The sequence below is a fragment of the Stenotrophomonas sp. YJH_SMC_123 genome, from assembly GCF_059368215.1.
Map to the genome: position 1 here is coordinate 1 of NZ_JCAFRM010000004.1, position 17,836 is coordinate 17,836.

The 17,836-nt window shown below is 66.7% G+C and carries 14 protein-coding genes and 2 rRNA genes; 12 read left to right on the forward strand and 4 right to left on the reverse strand.

Annotated features, from left to right (window positions below; all coding sequences use genetic code 11):
* The first annotated feature begins 3 nt into the window (after positions 1-3).
* Both rrf (AC5P5W_RS10580) and rrf (AC5P5W_RS10585) read left to right on the forward strand, forming a co-directional pair.
* A 5S ribosomal RNA gene (gene rrf, locus AC5P5W_RS10580) occupies positions 4-118 on the forward strand.
* Between the two features lie 133 nt (positions 119-251).
* A 5S ribosomal RNA gene (gene rrf / locus AC5P5W_RS10585) occupies positions 252-366 on the forward strand.
* A 313-nt stretch (positions 367-679) separates the two neighbouring features.
* On the opposite strand, the gene AC5P5W_RS10590 is transcribed toward rrf (AC5P5W_RS10585), so the two are convergent.
* Complete coding sequence (locus tag AC5P5W_RS10590) at positions 680-2,389, reverse strand: M28 family metallopeptidase (protein ID WP_049408406.1); 1,710 nt, start codon at positions 2,387-2,389, stop codon at positions 680-682.
* An 86-nt stretch (positions 2,390-2,475) separates the two neighbouring features.
* Complete coding sequence (locus AC5P5W_RS10595) at positions 2,476-3,138, reverse strand: DUF4097 family beta strand repeat-containing protein (protein WP_197575132.1); 663 nt, start codon at positions 3,136-3,138, stop codon at positions 2,476-2,478.
* Between the two features lie 95 nt (positions 3,139-3,233).
* Here AC5P5W_RS10595 and AC5P5W_RS10600 point away from each other — a divergent pair, with 95 nt between their 5' ends.
* Both AC5P5W_RS10600 and AC5P5W_RS10605 read left to right on the forward strand, forming a co-directional pair.
* Positions 3,234-4,535: a murein hydrolase activator EnvC family protein gene (locus AC5P5W_RS10600; RefSeq protein WP_197575134.1), complete on the forward strand. Its 1,302-nt coding sequence runs from the start codon at positions 3,234-3,236 to the stop codon at positions 4,533-4,535.
* Between the two features lie 108 nt (positions 4,536-4,643).
* Entirely contained in the window at positions 4,644-6,080 is a 1,437-nt protein-coding gene (locus AC5P5W_RS10605) for a S41 family peptidase (RefSeq protein ID WP_197575135.1), read from the forward strand.
* A gap of 83 nt (positions 6,081-6,163) precedes the next feature.
* Here the strand turns inward: AC5P5W_RS10605 and AC5P5W_RS10610 are convergent, their stop codons facing one another.
* On the reverse strand, positions 6,164-6,856 hold the full coding sequence (locus AC5P5W_RS10610; protein ID WP_005414994.1) for a rhomboid family intramembrane serine protease: 693 nt from the start codon (positions 6,854-6,856) through the stop codon (positions 6,164-6,166).
* A 225-nt stretch (positions 6,857-7,081) separates the two neighbouring features.
* Here AC5P5W_RS10610 and AC5P5W_RS10615 point away from each other — a divergent pair, with 225 nt between their 5' ends.
* The 3 genes from AC5P5W_RS10615 (at position 7,082) to AC5P5W_RS10625 (ending at position 10,282) form a co-directional block, all read left to right on the forward strand.
* Positions 7,082-8,509, forward strand: coding sequence for an outer membrane protein transport protein (locus AC5P5W_RS10615; protein WP_049419231.1), 1,428 nt, complete (start codon positions 7,082-7,084; stop codon positions 8,507-8,509).
* Positions 8,510-8,622: 113 nt separating this feature from the next.
* On the forward strand, positions 8,623-9,222 hold the full coding sequence (pnuC, locus tag AC5P5W_RS10620; RefSeq protein ID WP_014645686.1) for a nicotinamide riboside transporter PnuC: 600 nt from the start codon (positions 8,623-8,625) through the stop codon (positions 9,220-9,222).
* On the forward strand, positions 9,209-10,282 hold the full coding sequence (locus AC5P5W_RS10625; protein ID WP_197575136.1) for an AAA family ATPase: 1,074 nt from the start codon (positions 9,209-9,211) through the stop codon (positions 10,280-10,282). Before pnuC ends, AC5P5W_RS10625 begins: the two co-directional genes overlap by 14 nt.
* Positions 10,283-10,433: 151 nt before the next feature.
* Here the strand turns inward: AC5P5W_RS10625 and putA are convergent, their stop codons facing one another.
* Positions 10,434-13,652 carry a bifunctional proline dehydrogenase/L-glutamate gamma-semialdehyde dehydrogenase PutA gene (gene putA / locus AC5P5W_RS10630; protein ID WP_197575137.1) on the reverse strand — a complete coding sequence of 1,073 codons (3,219 nt, stop codon included), beginning with the start codon at positions 13,650-13,652 and terminating at the stop codon, positions 10,434-10,436.
* 274 nt (positions 13,653-13,926) lie between these two features.
* Here putA and AC5P5W_RS10635 point away from each other — a divergent pair, with 274 nt between their 5' ends.
* The 5 genes from AC5P5W_RS10635 to AC5P5W_RS10655 are packed head-to-tail and all read left to right on the forward strand — an operon-like array spanning position 13,927 to position 17,831.
* Positions 13,927-14,403, forward strand: a complete 477-nt coding sequence (locus AC5P5W_RS10635; protein ID WP_004153894.1) for a DUF2244 domain-containing protein — start codon at positions 13,927-13,929, stop codon at positions 14,401-14,403.
* 11 nt (positions 14,404-14,414) lie between these two features.
* Positions 14,415-15,368 carry a cytochrome c oxidase subunit II gene (coxB, locus tag AC5P5W_RS10640; protein ID WP_046428202.1) on the forward strand — a complete coding sequence of 318 codons (954 nt, stop codon included), beginning with the start codon at positions 14,415-14,417 and terminating at the stop codon, positions 15,366-15,368.
* Positions 15,369-15,427: 59 nt separating this feature from the next.
* Entirely contained in the window at positions 15,428-17,035 is a 1,608-nt protein-coding gene (gene ctaD, locus AC5P5W_RS10645; RefSeq protein WP_004153896.1) for a cytochrome c oxidase subunit I, read from the forward strand.
* An 8-nt stretch (positions 17,036-17,043) separates the two neighbouring features.
* Positions 17,044-17,244, forward strand: coding sequence for a hypothetical protein (locus AC5P5W_RS10650; RefSeq protein ID WP_032957755.1), 201 nt, complete (start codon positions 17,044-17,046; stop codon positions 17,242-17,244).
* Positions 17,241-17,831 carry a cytochrome c oxidase assembly protein gene (locus AC5P5W_RS10655; RefSeq protein ID WP_014645692.1) on the forward strand — a complete coding sequence of 197 codons (591 nt, stop codon included), beginning with the start codon at positions 17,241-17,243 and terminating at the stop codon, positions 17,829-17,831. The genes AC5P5W_RS10650 and AC5P5W_RS10655 overlap by 4 nt, the downstream gene beginning before the upstream one ends.
* The last annotated feature ends 5 nt before the right edge of the window (positions 17,832-17,836 follow it).

Consider the following 17,836-nt stretch of genomic DNA (forward strand, 5'->3'; position numbering starts at 1 on the left):
CTCCCTGGTGAAATTAGCGCTGTGGAACCACCCGATCCCATCCCGAACTCGGAAGTGAAACGCAGCTGCGCCGATGGTAGTGTGGCTCAAGCCATGCGAGAGTAGGTCATCGCCAGGGTTTATACCCAAAACCCCGCTGCTCACGCAGCGGGGTTTTTCTTATTAAGTGAAGGCACTGCATTTTGCGGGTCCCTTCCGCCCCAAGGGCAAGATCGCGAAGCTGGCGCTGCAAGCGCTGCTGCAACCGTCTCCCTGGTGAAATTAGCGCTGTGGAACCACCCGATCCCATCCCGAACTCGGAAGTGAAATGCAGCTGCGCCGATGGTAGTGTGGCTCAAGCCATGCGAGAGTAGGTCATCGCCAGGGTTTACACCCAAAACCCCGCTGCTCATGCAGCGGGTTTTTCTTTGTGCGCAGAAAGTGCAGGTAGTGCCGGCCGCTGGCCGGCAACCCGATGGCGTTGCATAGCCCGGTAGATCCACGCCATGCGTAAGTGCTCCGCGAGGAGCATGGCGCCAACCAGGGTTGGCCGCTACCAATCGATTGCCGGCCAGCGGCCGGCACTACCGGCAGATCCACACCAACCGTGGATGAGCCGCCGACGGTACGCAAAAGAAAAGCGGCGCCCCGTGGGGCGCCGCTCTGCTCTCAACAGTGCTCAGTCGAGCATGGCCCGACTTTACTTGGCCGGGACCTTGTCCTTCATCATCGCGTCGCGGGCTGCCTTGAACGGATTGCCTGCATACCAGTTCGGCCAACGATCGCCACCGGCCAGTTCCTTGCCCACGCCGTACATCAGCTGCAGGTCTTCGACGGTGCCGTCCAGCTTCCAGGTGGCGGCGTCGAACTCGTCCTTCGGGCCGTGGTAACGGTTGGCGCCGTAGTCCGCCGCCGCCTTGCGGCCCGCTTCCACGCCACCCTCGCGCAGGTCTTCGCCGCCATCGGCGTACAGGGCCGGCACACCCGCCTTTGCGAAGTTGAAGTGATCGGAGCGGAAGTAGAAGCCGCTCTGTACCGAGGTCTCACCGTGCAGGGTGCGGTCCTGGGCGGCGGCCAGCGGCTTGAGGATGTCCTCCAGCTCCGAGCTGCCGAAGCCGGTGACGGTCACGTCCTTGGCACGGCCGGCCACCGACATCGCATCGATGTTGATCACGCCGGCGATCTTGTCCAGCGGGAAGGTCGGGTGGGCGACGTAGTACTTGGAACCCAGCAGGCCGGACTCTTCCAGGGTCACCGCCAGGAACACCACCGAACGCTCCGGCTTCGGCTCCTGGTGGGCCATGGCTTCGGCCACTTCGAGAATGCCAGCCACGCCGGTGGCGTTGTCGACCGCGCCGTTGTAGATGTTGTCGCCGGTCTCACCCTCATGCTTGCCCAGGTGGTCCCAGTGCGCCATGTACAGGACGGCCTCGTCAGCGCGCTTGCTGCCCGGCAGCACGCCGACCACGTTGCGCGACTGCTTCTGTGCGATCTGGCTCTTCAGGTCGACCGCAGCGGTGGCCTTCAGCGGCACTGGCTTGAAACCGCGCTTGCTGGCGTCCTTGTAGGCCTGGGCAAGGTCCAGGCCGGCACCGGCGAACAGTGCCTTGGCCGCGTCGGCGCTCAGCCAGCCCTGTACCGGGATGCGCGCTTCCGGGTCATCCTTGGCGGGCAGGTCGTACTGCGGGCCAGCCCAGGAATTCTTCACCACGTCCCAGCCGTAGGACGCGCCGGCGGTGTCGTGCACGATCAGCGCGGCGGCGGCGCCCTTGCGGGCGGCCTCCTCGAACTTGTAGGTCCAGCGGCCGTAGTAGGTCATGCGCTTGCCGTCGAACAGCTTCGCGTCGTCGACGTGGAAGCCCGGGTCGTTGACGAACATCACGACCGTCTTGCCCTTCCAGTCCTGACCGGCGTAGTCATTCCACTTCTGCTCCGGCGCATCGACGCCATAGCCGACGAACACCAGGTCGCTGGCATCGACCTTCACCTCGGCCTGGCCGGTACGGGTGCCGACCACCATGTCGGTGCCGAACTTCAGTTCGGTGGTCTTGCCGCCCTGGGTGATCTTCAGCACGGTCGATTCGTCGGCCGTGGTCTCGGTCATCGGCACATCCTGGAACCAGCTGTCGCCGTTGCCGGGCTGCAGGCCGATGCGCTGCATCTGGTCGCGGATGTAGTTGACCGTCAGTTCTTCGCCCTTGCTGCCCGGGGCGCGGCCTTCGAACTCATCCGAAGCCAGGGTCTTGACCATCTCGGCGAAGTCGCCGGCGTTGATCTCCGGTGAGAACTGATGGGCGGCCGGCTTCGCGGCAGCGGTATCGGTGGGCGGCGTGGCAGCCGGCGTGGATTCGCCTTTGCAGGCACTGAGCGCGGCCGCGGCGGCCAGGCACAGGAGGAGTTTGCGGGGCATCGTCGATTCCTGGAGAACAAAGGGCGGTCGCATCTCATGCGCGACCGGTAAACGCGAGTATCACTGAAGCGCCGGGTGCGACGGGTTCAGTCGGCCGGCGCGGTTTCGGTATCGAACGGGATCGGCTCGGCCCCGGTGACCGGGCCGATGCGTGCGGTGCGATGCACGTACAGCACCACCTCGCGCTCGAACTGCAGCGGCCCACTGACGACCGCGTTGGGGCCGATGATCACGCGCGGCTTGCGGCTGGCGGTGAGCGAGACACTGAAGTTCGGCTTGCGCACATGCACGCCGCCGTTGACCTGCGAACCGATGCCGACGGTGATGTCACCGTTGACGGTCTCGACGTCTTTGCCGACGCGGCTCTCGACCAGGCCGATGCCGCCGTTCACGGTCTCGACGCCGCCTTCGATCTGGCTGCCGCGATCAGTGAAGATGCTGCCGTTGACGGTGCTGACGCCACCGCTGGCGATCACTTCGCGACCCAGGCGGACACCGCCGTTGACGGTTTCGATCTTGCCGGTGCGTGCGCGGTCGGCAACCTTCACCCCGCCGTTGACGGTGTCGATGCTTCCGGTCTCGACGCCTTCGCCGACGCGGATGCCGCCGTTGACGGTGTCCAGCTTGCCGTAGCGTTGGCCGGGGTCGGCGCTGATGCTGCCGTTGACCTTGCTGATGTTCTCCTGGGCGCAGACCGGCCCGGTGACCAGCAGTACGCCCAACAGCAGCGGAATGGATAGAGTTTTCATGGGAACCTCGATGGATGTGCGGCTGGCAGGCCGCGTGCGGAGATGTCACCATTCCCCGGTACCCCCCGCAACTGCCTGAAGTCACTGGAAAGCCCTTGCGCGACAACGCCTTCCCATCACGCCGACATCACATCGCCGCCCTACGCGGCGGGCGCTGGCTGCTGCTGGGGCTGGCTGTGGCGCTGGCCCTGCCCCTGCCGGGTGCTGCGCAGACCACCCGCGAGACCGAGCGCAAGCTGCAGAAGCTGCGTACCGAGCTGAAGGGCGTGGCGCAGGAGCGACGGCAGATCGAAGGGCAGCGTGGCCAGGCATCGCAACAGCTGCGCGAGGCCGACGAGAAGGTGGCACGCACCGGCCGCGCGCTTGCGCAGACCGAAGCGGCGCTGCGCGAGCAGGCCCAGGCCCTGGCCCAGGCCGAGCAGCGCCGCAGCAGCCTGCAAACCAACCTGGCCCAGCAGCACCGCGAACTGGCCGGCCTGCTGCGCGCGGCGTATCAGCTTGGCAATCACGCACCGCTGAAGCTGCTGCTGTCGCAGGACACGGTGGCCGATGCCAATCGCGCCCTGGCCTACCATCGTTACCTGCAGCGCGAACGAGCGCAGCGCATCACCACGCTCACCGCCGACCTGAAGGAACTGGAAGCGCTGCAGGCGCAGATCGCCGAGCGCAAGCAGAAGCTGCAGGGGGCGCAGCAGGACCAGAAGCAGCAGGCAGCGGCGCTGGCGGCCGACCGGCGTGACCGCGCGCAGACCGTGGCCTCGCTCGACGAACGCTTCAAGGACCGGCGCGAGAAGGAGCAGGCACTGGGCCAGGATGCCAAGGCGCTGGAAACGCTGCTGGCCAATCTGCGTGCCGCTGCCGCCCGGGCCGAAGCCGAGCGTCGCGCGGCGGCACGTCGAGCTGCTGCCGAAAAGGCCGCTGCCGAGCAGGCCGCACGCCAGGCGGCCGCACAGGGCCGGCCACCGCCGCCGGCTACCAAGGTTCCACCTGCGGTGGCGTCGGCACCGGCACCGAAGGTCGGCGGCCTGGGTTGGCCGTTGTCCGGCAACCTGCTGGCCCGCTATGGCGGCAAGCTGCCCGATGGCCGTACCAGCAGCGGCGTGCTGATCGGCGCGCCGGCCGGCAGCACCGTCACGGCCGTGGCCGACGGCACCGTGGTGTTCTCCGACTGGATGACCGGCTACGGCATGATCCTGATCGTCGACCACGGCAATGGCTACATGAGCCTGTATGCCCACAACGACACCCTGCTGAAGGATGCCGGCGCACGGGTCAGCCGCGGTGATGCGGTGGCCAAGGTCGGCAATTCCGGTGGCCAGGGCGTCACCGCGCTGTACTTTGAGCTGCGCCGTGGCGGGCAGCCGGTCAACCCGGACAGCTGGCTGCAGCGGCGCTGAATCCAGGCCTGCCGGATGCGGGTTGGATTCAACGGGAATTTAGCTGTGCTTCGCGCATAATCGGTGCATGTGCCTTGGGCACGATGCCAACGTCGACAGGAGTGATCCATGCGCGCAGCCCGTACCGCCACCCTCTTGCTGGCCCTGTTGCCAGCGCTGTCCTGGGCGCAGCAGACCGCGCCCGCCCCGAGCCAGGAAACCAGCGGGCAGGCAGCGAACAGCGAGGAGGCGGTGACCTCGAAGGTGCCGCTGGAGGACATCCGCCGTTTCGTGGCCGTGTACAACGCGGTGCGCGCCGCCTATGTCGATCCGGTCGATGACAAGAAGCTGATGCAGTCGGCCGTGCGTGGCCTGCTGCTCGACCTCGATCCGCACAGCACCTACTTCAACAAGGAAGACGCGCAGGCCTTCGACGAGCAGGCCAATGGTGCCTACGAGGGCATCGGCGTGGAGCTGCAGCAGCAGCCGGACAACGCCAGCATGAAGGTGATCGCGCCGATCGACGACACCCCGGCGGCCAAGGCCGGCATCCTCGCTGGTGACCTGATCATCGCCATCGACGGCAAGCCGATCAGTGCGATCGATGCCAGCGAGCCGCTGCGCGGCCCGGCCGGCAGCAAGGTGGTGCTGACCATCGTGCGCGAAGGCAAGCCCAAGCCGTTCGACGTGAGCCTCACCCGCCAGACCATCCGCGTGACCAGCGTGCGCAGCCGCCTGCTGGAACCCGGCTATGGCTACATCCGCCTGAGCACCTTCCAGGCCGATACCGGTTCGGACTTCCAGAAGCACGTGCAGCAGCTGCAGAAGCAGTCCGGTGGCCAGCTCAAGGGCCTGGTGCTGGACCTGCGCAGCAACCCGGGTGGCCTGCTGACCGCTGCCGTGCAGGTGGCCGATGATCTGCTCGACAAGGGCAACATCGTCAGCACCCGTGGCCGCATCAGCATCAGCGATGCACGATTCGACGCGACCCCGGGCGACCTGCTGAAGGGCGCACCGGTGGTCGTGCTGGCCGATGCCGGTTCGGCCAGTGCATCGGAAGTCCTGGCCGGCGCGCTGCGCGACAACAAGCGTGCGCGCGTGGTTGGCAGCCGTACCTTCGGCAAGGGCTCGGTGCAGACCGTTCTGCCGCTGGACAACGGTGATTCGGTGAAGCTGACCACCGCGCGCTATTACACGCCCAGCGGCAAGTCGATCCAGGCCACCGGCATCGTGCCGGACGTCGAACTGAAGCCCGCCGCCACGCCGGCCGAGGATGCACTGCCAGCCAGCCTGAGCGACTACAGCGAAGCGACCCTGCCGGGCCATCTGCGCGGCGATGACGAAGGCACCGATGGCTACCACGCCGGTGCGGTGCTGCCGGGCGATGGCCCGATCAACGACGCGCTGGCCGAGCTGAAGAACCCAGGCTCGGTGGCCGCACGGTTGAAGGCCGAGGCCGCCAAGGCGGATGCGGCCAAGGCCGCGAAGGCCGCTGCGGCGAAGCCGGAAGCAAAGCCGGAAGCAAAGCCGGAAGCAAAGCCCGAACCCGTCCCGGCCAAGCCTTGATTTTGTAGAGTCGAGCCATGCTCGACTGATCTACGAACGAGCGGGTGAGCGTGGAGCCGGCCAGCGGCCGGCACTACCAGGGGTCAGAATCCGTGCCGCTTGCGCAGGCGGCGCGCGATCGCGGCGCGCACGTACACGCCATACACCACGCCGAACACGAAGCCGCCGATGTGCGCCCACCAGGCCACCATGCCGAAGCTGGGGCCGATATGGGCGAACACCACCTGCAGCGCGGCCCAGACGCCGATCAGCAGGTAGGCCGGGGCGCGCACGAACTCCAGGAACAGGCCCAGCGGGATCACCACGCCCAGCCGGGCACCGGGGAACAGGGCCAGATAGGCGCCGATCAGCGCCGACACCGCGCCGCTGGCGCCGATGATGATCTGGTCCGGGCTGCCCATGGTGTAGATCGCCACCAGGTTGGACACCGCGCCGCCCACAAGGAACAGCAGCAGCAACCGCCAGGGTCCCAGCACCCGCTCGGCGGGGAGGCCGAAGATCAGCAGGAACACCAGGTTGCCCAGCAGGTGCGACCAGTCGGCGTGCAGGAACAGCGCAGTGAACAGGCGCAGCACGCTGCCGTCCTGCAGGGTCGCCCACCAGTCCAGCGGACGGGTCAGGCCGGTGGACAGGGCGCCCCAGTCCAGCCAGAGACTGCCGCGGGCATCGTCCGGGCGCGAGATCGACCACAGAAATGCCAGCCACAATGACGCGAACAGCACGGGCGTGGCCCAACGCAGGGCCGCCTTCTTGCGCGACGGGAGGGAGACGAACATGCCAATAGCCTAGCGTGCGGCCACGTTCGGTGGGGACGGTCCTGTTCAGCTTTTGAGACGAAAAAACCGCCTGCGCTGTTATTGTTTCATTAACAGCTCTGGGTAATACTCGCATACGGCGTCGTATGTCGGGAGGGGAATCCGGCGCGCTCCGATGGGTCCCAGGACCCGGCGGGCGCAGGCGCACTCAGAGCACCATCACCGCTTACCGGAGAGAGAACTACGATGCAAACCGCTTCCACCATTGCCCGACTGACCCTGCTGGCCGTCGGCGTTGCCGGTGCGCTGGCCGCCGCCGATGCCAATGCTGCCGCCTTCCAGCTGAAGGAAAACAGCGCCAAGGGCCTGGGCCGCGCGTTCGCCGGCTCCACCTCGACCGAAGGTGACGCCTCGGTCATCGCTACCAACCCGGCGTCCATGCGCCTGCTCGACGGCACCCTGGTCCAGGGCGACGTCAGCGCCATCAGCTTCGGCGCCAAGTTCCGCGGCCAGGGCAAGTACGCCAACGGCGCGCCGATTTCCGGTGGCAACGGCGGCGACGCCGGCATGATCGCCCCGGTTCCGGCCGCGTACTTCCACGTGCCGTTCGGCGAGAACGACAACATGCACTTCGGTGCTTCGCTGACCGTGCCGTTCGGCTTCAAGACCGAATACGACCGCGACTGGGTCGGCCGCTACAACGGCGTCAAGACCGAGCTGCAGGCCATCGACCTGGGCGTGGCGTTCTCCTATGACGTCAACCCGTACCTGTCGTTCGGTGCGTCGGTGTTCGCCGAGCGCCTGAACGTCGACCTGACCAGTGCTGTCGACACCGGCACCGCGATCAACGCCACTGCCCAGCGCACCGCTGCGGCGCGTGTGTTGGCTGCCGGCGGCACCGCAGCCCAGGCTGCGGCGGCCTCGCAGGCCGCTGCACGCCAGGCCGCCCAGCTCGGCTTCTCGCCGGGCACCGCCGATGGCTACCTGCGCATCAAGGGCGATGAAGTGTCGGTCGGCTACACCCTGGGCATGACGGTCACCCCGGTGGAAGGCACCAACATCGCGTTCAGCTACCGCTCGAAGGTCGAGCACAAGATCACCGACGGCAAGGCCGATTTCACCATCCCGCAGAATGCGGCGGCCTTCCTGGCCACTGCTGCCCCGGGTACCTTCATCGACAGCAACGGTCGCGCGACCATCACCCTGCCGGCCAGCGCCACCGTGGGCTTCACCCACCGTGTGAACGACCAGTGGCAGATCATGGCTGAAGTCACGCGCACTGCGTGGAGCAAGTTCGACCAGGTCGTCGTCGATTACGACTCCAACCAGCCGGACAGCGTGCTGCCGTTCCACTACCGTGACACCACCTTCGCGTCGATCGGTACCGATTTCCGCGTGAACGACAAGCTGACCCTGCGCGGCGGCCTGGCCTATGACCAGACCCCGACCACCGATGCCCACCGCGACGTGCGCGTGCCGGACACCACCCGCAAGTGGCTGTCGCTGGGCATGACCTACGCCGCTTCGGACAAGATGGAATACAGCGTGGGCTACACCCACCTGTTCACCAAGGATCCGAACATCACCTCGACCTCGGCCACCGGCAACACCGTGACCGGCAAGTACAAGGTCAGCGGCGACGTGCTGGCGGCGTCGATGCAGTACAAGTTCTGATTCGGGCGATTGCCTGGAGCAGTACGAAGGAGGCCCCGCGCAAGCGGGGCCTTTCTTTTTGTAGGGACGGGCCGGGGCGTCCACGCAGCGCACGGATCCACGACAATAGCGACATGAACCTGTCCGATCCGAACTTCCAGCTGGAGCTGGCTGCCAACATTGCCGTCGCCGGCTCGATCCTGCTGGCCGGCCGCAACAACGTGCACACCTGGTGGCTGGGCATCGTCGGCTGCGCCTTGTTTGCTGCCGTGTTCGAACGATCGCATCTGTATGCGGACATGGTGCTGCAGTTCTTCTTCATCGCCATCAGCGTGCTGGGCTGGTGGCAGTGGCTGCGTGGTGACCATGGCGCGCCGTTGCCGATCACTTCATTGCGGCCGCGCGCCTGGGCCTGGCTGGCGCCGCTGGCGGTAGTGGCCACGTTCGGCTACGGCTGGATGCTGACCCGCCTGACCAATGCCTATGCGCCGTACATCGATTCGGCGGTGCTGGTGTTGAGTGTGATCGCGCAGATCCTGATGATGCGACGCAAGCTGGAATCGTGGTGGGTATGGCTGCTGGTGAACACCGTTGCGGTGCCGCTCTACTACAGCCGTGGCCTGCACCTGACCTCGATCCTGTATGTGGGCTTCTGGATCAACGCGCTGGTCGCCTTGCGCCATTGGCGGCACCTGATGCGGGACGAGGCCAGGGCGGCCGATGCCGCTGCCTGAGCGCGTTGCACGCGGCCTGGTGGTGGGCAAGTTCTGCCCGCTGCATCGCGGCCATGAACGACTGATCGACTTCGCCGCCACGCGCTGCCAGCAGCTGCTGGTGATCGGCTGGTCGCAGCCGGGCTTTGCCGGCTACAGCGCTGCGCGCCGCGAGCGCTGGCTGCGTGCGCGTTTCCCGCAGGCCACGGTAGCGGTGCTTGACGACGCGCGACTGGCCGCTTTGTGCACGCAGCATGGCTTGCCGGTGCGAGCGCTGCCGCAGGACAGTGATGACGAACAGGTGCAACGTGACTTTACCGCCTGGCTGTGCCTGAACCTGTTCGGTGGGCCGGTGCAGGCGGTGTACACCGGTGAGGACTACGGTGACGGCTTCGCGCAGGCGCTGGCCACGCACTTCGGTGCGCCGGTACGCCATGAGCGGCTCGAACGCGCATTGGACGTCGGGCAGGCCTGCGGCACCGAGCTGCGCAGCGATCCGCATGCGCATCGCCATGGGCTCGCACCGCAGGTGTATGCCGACCATGTACAGCGCGTGGCCTTCATCGGTGGCGAGTCCAGCGGCAAGACCACGCTGGCCCGCGTGCTGGCCGAGCGTCTGCAGACTGTCTGGGTGCCGGAGTATGGCCGCACGGTGTGGGAGCAGCGAGGCGGAGAGCTGACGCCGGGCGATCTGCTGCGCATCGCAATGACACAGCCACAGCACGAAGACGAAGCTGTGCGGCGTGCGCATCGCTGGCTGTTCTGCGATACCACGCCGCTGGTGACGCTGGGCTACAGCGGCTGGATGTTTGGCACGGCGCCGCAGCCGCTGCGGCAAGCGGCACGACGACGCTACGACCTGCTGTTCCTGTGCGCGCCGGATATTCCGTTTGACCAGGATGGCACGCGCGTGGGCGAAGCTTTCCGGGCGCAGCAGCATGCGTGGTACCTGGAGCAGCTGCAGGCAGAGGGTGTCGCGCATGTGCTGCTGGAAGGCGATCTGGAGACGCGCATCGCACGCGTGCAGGGCGAGCTGGCGAAGCGGGCGGACAATCGGTTCAGTGTCGCCTTGCCTCTGTAGAGCCGAGCCCACGCTCGGCTGCGCCAGAAAAGCCGAGCATGGGCTCGGCTCTACAGCCAGGAAAGCCGAGCGTGGGCCCGCCTCTACAGGAAGCAAAGCACAAAAAACCCCGCGCTCGCGGGGTTTTTTGTTTACTGCATCAAGCAGGCGATCAGTCGCCCAGGGTCAGCAGCGAGGCGTTGCCGCCGGCGGCGGTGGTGTTCACCGTCACCGTCTTTTCGGTAGCGAAGCGCAGCAGGTAGTGCGGGCCGCCGGCCTTCGGGCCGGTGCCGGACAGGCCCTGGCCGCCGAACGGCTGCACGCCGACCACCGCGCCGATCTGGTTGCGGTTGACGTAGACGTTGCCGACGTGGACGCCGTTGCTGATGCGATCAACGGTCTCGTCGATGCGCGAATGCACGCCCAGGGTCAGGCCGTAGCCGGTGGCATTGATCTGGTCGATCACCGCGTCGAGCTGGTCGCCCTTCCAGCGGATCACGTGCAGGACCGGCCCGAAGATTTCCTTGTGCAGCTGGCCCAGGTCCTTCAGTTCATACGCGCGCGGTGCGAAGAAGGTGCCATTGGCCGCTTCGGCGGACAGCTCGGCGGCCGCGATGAGGCGCGCTTCGCGGTCCATGCGCTCGGCGTGGTCCTGCAGGATCTTCAGCGCGTCGGCGTCGATCACCGGGCCGACGTCGGTGGACAGCAGGCCCGGGTTGCCGACCTTCAGTTCCTTCATCGCGCCGGCCAGCATGGTCATCACCTTGTCGGCGATGTCGTCCTGCACGAACAGCACGCGCGCGGCCGAGCAACGCTGGCCGGCGGAGGTGAAGGCCGAACCGATCGCGTCCTTGACCAGCTGTTCCGGCAGCGCCGAGGAGTCGGCGATGAAGGCATTCTGGCCGCCGGTCTCGGCGATCAGCACACCGATGGCGGCGTCACGCGCGGCCATGGCGCGGTTGATCGCACGTGCGGTGTCGGTGGAGCCGGTGAAGGCCACGCCGGCCACGCGCGGGTCGGCGGTCAGTGCGGCACCGACGGTGGCGCCGTCGCCCGGCAGGTACTGCACCACCTCGGCCGGCACGCCAGCTTCGTGCAGCAGCTTCACCGCGTAGTAGCCGATCAGGTTGGTCTGTTCGGCCGGCTTGGCGATGACGCTGTTGCCGGCGACCAGTGCAGCGGCGACCTGGCCCAGGAAGATCGCCAGCGGGAAGTTCCACGGGCTGATGCAGACGAACACGCCGCGGCCGTGCAGCTGCAGCTCGTTGGACTCACCGGTCGGGCTGGGCAGCTTCTCGGCGTGGCTGAACTGCTCGCGCGCCTGCTTGGCGTAGTAGCGCAGGAAGTCCACGGCTTCGCGCACTTCGGCGATGCTGTCGGGCAGGCTCTTGCCGGCTTCCTTCACGCACAGCGCCATGAACTCCGGCATGCGCGCTTCCAGCTGGTCGGCGGCGTGCTCGAGGATGGCGGCGCGGCTGGCGGCCGGGGTGCGGTTCCAGGCCGGCTGCGCGGCTACGGCATTCGCCAGCGCCTTTTGCACGGTGGCGGCATCGGCGGCCAGCCACTGGCCGACCACTTCGCGGGTGTCGGCCGGGTTGGTCACCGGCAGCGAGGCGCCGGCCGGGTTCGCACCCGGCACCAGCGGGGCGGCCTGCCACGGCTTCACGGCCGCGTTGAGCTGCTCGGCGAGGGCGCGCAGTTCGTTGTCGTTGGCGAGGTTGGCGCCCATGGAGTTCTTCCTGTCGTGGTTCTGGCTGCGCAGCAGGTCTACCGGCAGCGGGATCTTGGGATGCGGAATCGAAGCGAACGAGGCGACCATCTCGACCGGATCGCGGATCAGGTCGGCGATCGGCACGCGCTCATCGGTGATGCGGTTGACGAAGCTGGAGTTGGCGCCGTTTTCCAGCAGGCGGCGCACCAGGTACGGCAGCAGGTCTTCATGCGAACCGACCGGGGCGTACACGCGGCAGGGCAGGCCCAGGCGATCGGCCGGCACCACTTCGGCGTACAGGTCATCGCCCATGCCGTGCAGCTTCTGGTGCTCGTACACGCCACCGTTGGCGATGCTGCGCACCGCAGCGATGGTGTGCGCGTTGTGCGTGGCGAACATCGGGTAGATCGCGTCGACATGGGTGAACAGGCGCTTGGCGCATGCCAGGTAGGACACGTCGGTGTTCTGCTTGCGGGTGAACACCGGGTAGCCCGGATAGCCTTCGATCTGCGCGCGCTTGATCTCGGCATCCCAATAGGCGCCCTTGACCAGGCGCACCTGCAGGCGGCGACCGGCGCGGCGCGCCATGTCGGCCAGGTGGTCGATCGTGTACGGCGTGCGCTTCTGGTAGGCCTGCACGACCACGCCGAAGCCGTCCCAGCCGGCCAGCGAGGCGTCGGAGAACACCTGCTCGATGATGTCCAGCGACAGTTCCAGGCGGTCGGACTCTTCGGCGTCGACGGTGCAGCCGATGCCGTAGCTCTTGGCCAGCTGCGCCAGCTCCAGCACGCCCGGCACCAGGTCCTTCAGCACGCGCTCGCGCTTGGCGTGCTCGTAGCGCGGGTACAGCGCCGACAGCTTGATCGAGATGCCCGGTGCGTTGTTGACGTCGCCATCCGGGCGGCCGCCGCGGGCCTTGTGATCACCGCCAATGGCGTGGATCGCGCGACGGTAGTCTTCCAGGTAGCGCAGCGCGTCCTTCATGGTCAGCGCGCCTTCGCCCAGCATGTCGAAGGAGTAGCGGTAGTTCGCGTTGTCGCCCTTGTGCGAGCGCGACAGCGCCTCGCTGATGGTGCGGCCCATGACGAACTGGTGGCCCATGATCTTCATCGCCTGGCGCACGGCCAGGCGCACCACCGGCTCACCGACGCGGCCGACCAGGCGCTTGAACGCGCTGGGCGCATCGGCGCGGGTGGCGTCATTCATCTGTACCAGCTTGCCGGTCAGCATCAGGCCCCAGGTGGAGGCGTTGACCAGCACCGAGTCGCTGCCGCCCAGGTGCTTTTCCCAGTCGGCATCGGCCAGCTTGTCGCGGATCAGCTTGTCGGCGGTGTCCTGGTCCGGAATGCGCAGCAGCGCTTCGGCCACGCACATCAGCAGCACGCCTTCTTCGCTGCCCAGGTCGTACTGGCGCATGAAGGCTTCGATCGCGCCCTGGTCCTTGGCACGCACGCGCACGCGGCCGACCAGGTCGGCGGCCAGCGCCTGCACCCTGGCCTGCTCGTCGGCCGGCAGCCGGGCCTGCGCCAGCAGCTCGCGGACGTGGCTGGCCTCGTCCTTCAACCAGGCATCGGTGATGGCCTGGCGGAACGGGTTGGGGGGCGCCGGCAGTTCCGGCGACAGCAGCACGCCGGGACGCTGGGCGTCGCTGGCGGCAGGGGAGGAGGAAGGTGCGTTCATGCCGGTCCGGCCAATGGAAAACTTGGCGATTTTAATCATTTTTGCGGGTTGCGGAAGTGCCCCACAGCCACCTTCGTGAAGGGCTGATAGCCCCTAACGGTGGTGTATTCAGCGTGTTCAGCAAGCCCGGCAATATTTGTGCTGAATTCGGCATTTGCGCCGCCGACCCCATGCTGTGTTGCAGCATGGGAAAAAGTGTGAATGCACCCTTGCTACCGGCGAGAGGGCGGGGCTACCATCGAGACGTTTCCCGCGGCAGGAACGCGGTTGCGACATGATCGAGGTGCTTCCAGCTCCGGATGGGTCAGGTACGCAGCTGCGGCTGCGTCCCCCACGGGCGCTCGATGCCCGGCAGTTCGTCCTGTTGTTCACCGTGTTGTCGGGTGCGATGTGGCTGGTGTCCGCCCTCGGGTGGTTGGCCGGCAATGCATTCGCCCCCCTGTTCGCGCTGCTGTACAGCCTGGTGCTGGCGGCGGCACTGCGTGCCTTGTGGCGCAGCGGTGAACGGCAGGAGGAGATCCGGGTAGTGCCGGCGTACGTGGAGGTCATCCCCGTACCCGGTGGATCGCCGGTGTTCCGGGCCCACCCCCACTGGGTGCGCCTGCTCACCGACGATGAGAGGGTCCGGCTGGCATCCAGCGGCCGGCAGGTGGAGGTGGGGAGTTTCCTCGCGCCGGCCGAACGTCAGACGCTCGCAGAGACACTTGAAAGCTTGCTCGCCGCCAGCGATGGCGGCAACCGACGACGCTAAGGGTCTAGGCAATGAAGCAAAGCAGCAGGTGGGGCACGAAGTGCGTTGCAGTGGTCACCGCCATGGTGGCCGGGGGACTGATGCCGGCGTTGGCCTGGGCCCAGGCGGCCGATCCCAAGCCGTGGCAGCTGAACATGGGCAAGGGGGTGACCCAGACCTCGCGCCTGGCCTGGGAATCGAACAATCTCTCGTTGATCATCTGCACGGTGATCGGCGTCATCGTGTTCGGCGCGATGGCCTACGCCATCTTCAAGTTCCGCAAATCCAAGGGGGCAGTCGCCGCCACCTTCAGCCACAACACCAAGGCCGAGATCATCTGGACGGTGATCCCGGTGATCATCCTGATCGTGATGGCGTGGCCGGCCACGGCCAACCTGATCAAGATGTACGACACCCGCGATGCCGAGATGACGGTCAAGGTCACCGGCTACCAGTGGATGTGGAAGTACGAATACCTCGGCGAGAACGTCACCTTCACCAGCCGACTGGACCGCGAGTCCGACCGCGTGCGGCAAAGTGGCATCGTGCCGACCCGTGAAAGCCATCCGCACTACCTGCTGGATGTCGACAACCGGCTGGTGCTGCCGGTCGACACCAAGGTGCGCTTCGTCATCACCTCCGACGACGTGATCCACGCCTGGTGGGTGCCGGCGCTGGGCTGGAAGCAGGATGCCATTCCCGGCTTCATCAACGAAGCCTGGACCAGCATCGAGCAGCCTGGCGTGTACCGCGGCCAGTGCGCCGAGCTGTGCGGAAAGGACCACGGCTTCATGCCGATCGTGGTCGAGGCGGTGTCCAAGGAGGAATTCAAACAGTGGCTGGCGCAGCGCAAGCCGGCGCCGGCTGCCGCGCCGGCCACGCCTGCGGCACCTGCCGAACCGGCTGCACCGGCGGGCGAGGCGCCGGCTGCGCCTGCTGCTGCAGAAGCGGCCAGCGCACCTGCCACTGCAGCCAGCGGCGCGTGATGTAAAGCCCGCGGCCGCCCGCGGCCGTGGTGACAACCGATTCTGAGAGGTGTTTTGCAATGGCGCACTCGGCAGTTGGGCACGACGATCACCATCACCAGCAGAGTTTCTTCGAGCGTTGGTTCTTCTCGACCAACCACAAGGACATCGGCACGCTGTACCTGGGTTTCAGCTTCATCATGTTCATCATCGGTGCGGCGATGAGCGTGGTGATCCGCGCCGAGCTGGCACAGCCCGGCCTGCAGTTCGTCAAGCCCGAGTTCTTCAACCAGATGACCACCGTGCATGCGCTGGTGATGATCTTCGGTGGCGTGATGCCGGCCTTCGTCGGCCTCGCCAACTGGATGATCCCGCTGCAGATCGGCGCGCCGGACATGGCGCTGCCGCGCATGAACAACTGGTCGTTCTGGTTGCTGCCGGTGGCCTTCAGCCTGCTGCTGCTGACCCTGTTCCTGCCCGGTGGTGCGCCGGCTGGTGGCTGGACGCTGTATCCGCCGCTGTCGCTGCAGGGCGGCTACAACGTGGCCTTCAGCGTGTTCGCGATCCACGTGGCCGGCATCAGTTCGATCATGGGTGCGATCAACATCATCGCCACCGTGCTGAACATGCGTGCGCCGGGCATCGACCTGCTGAAAATGCCGATCTTCTGCTGGGCCTGGCTGATCACCGCGTTCCTGCTGATCGCGGTGATGCCGGTGCTGGCCGGTGCGGTGACCATGCTGCTGACCGACAAGTTCTTCGGCACCAGCTTCTTCAACGCCGCCGGTGGCGGTGACCCGGTGATGTACCAGCACATCTTCTGGTTCTTCGGGCACCCGGAGGTCTACATCATGATCCTGCCCGCCTTCGGCGTGGTCAGCGAGATCATCCCGACCTTCAGCCGCAAGCCGCTGTTCGGCTACCAGGCGATGGTGTACGCCACCGCGGCGATCGCGTTCCTGTCGTTCATCGTCTGGGCCCACCACATGTTCACCGTGGGCATGCCGCTGGGCGGCGAGATCTATTTCATGTTCGCCACCATGCTGATCTCGATCCCGACCGGCGTGAAGGTGTTCAACTGGGTCAGCACCATGTGGCGTGGCTCGCTGACGTTCGAGGCACCGATGCTGTGGTCGGTGGCCTTCGTCATCCTGTTCACCATCGGTGGCTTCTCCGGCCTGATGCTGGCCATCGTGGCCGCCGACTTCCAGTACCACGACACCTACTTCGTGGTCGCGCACTTCCACTACGTGCTGGTGACCGGTGCGGTGTTCGCGCTGATCGCCGCGGTGTACTACTGGTGGCCGAAGTGGACCGGGCGCATGTACAGCGAGAAGTGGGCCAAGGTGCACTTCTGGTGGTCGATCGTGTTCGTCAACCTGCTGTTCTTCCCGCAGCACTTCCTCGGCCTGGCCGGCATGCCGCGCCGCATTCCCGATTACAGCGTGGCGTTTGCCGACTGGAACCTGATCAGCTCGATCGGTGCGTTCGGCATGTTCGTCACCCCGTTCATGATGGCCGCGATCCTGCTGTCCTCGCTGCGCAACGGCGAGAAGGCCGAAGCGCGTTCCTGGGAGGGTGCACGCGGCCTGGAATGGACGCTGCCGTCGCCGGCACCGGCGCACACCTTCACCACCCCGCCGACCATCCGCCCGGGGGATCTGGCGCATGACGACATCACGCATTGAGGTGGGGCATGCATAACGAGAGCCCGCTGCAGACCTGTAGAGCCGAGCCATGCTCGGCGGATGAGAAGCAGCCGACCAGCGGTCGGCTCTACCAGGGCGGAAGCATCGAGCAGCAGCGCCAGCGTGCGAAGCGCACGGCGGTGTGGGTCGGCGCCATCGCTGTGCTGGTCTACGTCGGCTTCATCCTCAGCGGGGTGATCGGCCGATGAGCGAGGCACCGGCCAGCACACCGTCACGCAGTGCCGGGCTGCCGCGCCTGATCGGCGTGGCGGTGGCGGTGTTCCTGCTGACGTTCTCGCTGGTGCCGCTGTACCGCATTGCCTGCGAGAAAGTGTTCGGCGTGCGCCTGGAACGCGGTCCCGGTGGCGAAGCCAGCGCAGGTGCCGCGGCCGGCAAGCGCACCGTGCGGGTGGAGTTCGATGGCGGCGTCAATTCGCGACTGCCGTGGTCGTTCCATCCTGAGCAGCTGACCATGGACGTGGTGCCCGGCGAGCTCAACGAGGCGCTGTACTTCGCCCGCAACGACAGCGCAGCTGCCGTGGTCGGCAGCGCGGTGCCTTCGGTGGCACCGGCGCGTGCGTCGGGCTTCTTCAGCAAGACCGAGTGCTTCTGTTTCACCGCGCAGACGCTGCAGGCCGGCGAGAAGCGCGACATGCCGGTGCGCTTCATCGTCGATCCGGACCTGCCGCCGGAGATCAGGACGATCACCTTGTCCTACACCTTCTACCGCAACGACGCGCTGTCCGATCGGCTGGCTCCGGCCGCCACCTCGGACGGCGCGCACGCCGCACCCTGACCCGG

Bases quoted from the DNA above. Each gene is read 5' to 3' on its own strand.
- AC5P5W_RS10590 (WP_049408406.1), bottom strand. From the start codon at position 2,389: ATGCCCCGCAAACTCCTCCTGTGCCTGGCCGCCGCGGCCGCGCTCAGT.
- AC5P5W_RS10595 (WP_197575132.1), bottom strand. From the start codon at position 3,138: ATGAAAACTCTATCCATTCCGCTGCTGTTGGGCGTACTGCTGGTCACC.
- AC5P5W_RS10605 (WP_197575135.1), top strand. From the start codon at position 4,644: ATGCGCGCAGCCCGTACCGCCACCCTCTTGCTGGCCCTGTTGCCAGCG.
- AC5P5W_RS10610 (WP_005414994.1), bottom strand. From the start codon at position 6,856: ATGTTCGTCTCCCTCCCGTCGCGCAAGAAGGCGGCCCTGCGTTGGGCC.
- AC5P5W_RS10615 (WP_049419231.1), top strand. From the start codon at position 7,082: ATGCAAACCGCTTCCACCATTGCCCGACTGACCCTGCTGGCCGTCGGC.
- pnuC (WP_014645686.1), top strand. From the start codon at position 8,623: ATGAACCTGTCCGATCCGAACTTCCAGCTGGAGCTGGCTGCCAACATT.
- AC5P5W_RS10625 (WP_197575136.1), top strand. From the start codon at position 9,209: ATGCCGCTGCCTGAGCGCGTTGCACGCGGCCTGGTGGTGGGCAAGTTC.
- putA (WP_197575137.1), bottom strand. From the start codon at position 13,652: ATGAACGCACCTTCCTCCTCCCCTGCCGCCAGCGACGCCCAGCGTCCC.
- AC5P5W_RS10635 (WP_004153894.1), top strand. From the start codon at position 13,927: ATGATCGAGGTGCTTCCAGCTCCGGATGGGTCAGGTACGCAGCTGCGG.
- coxB (WP_046428202.1), top strand. From the start codon at position 14,415: ATGAAGCAAAGCAGCAGGTGGGGCACGAAGTGCGTTGCAGTGGTCACC.
- ctaD (WP_004153896.1), top strand. From the start codon at position 15,428: ATGGCGCACTCGGCAGTTGGGCACGACGATCACCATCACCAGCAGAGT.
- AC5P5W_RS10650 (WP_032957755.1), top strand. From the start codon at position 17,044: ATGCATAACGAGAGCCCGCTGCAGACCTGTAGAGCCGAGCCATGCTCG.
- AC5P5W_RS10655 (WP_014645692.1), top strand. From the start codon at position 17,241: ATGAGCGAGGCACCGGCCAGCACACCGTCACGCAGTGCCGGGCTGCCG.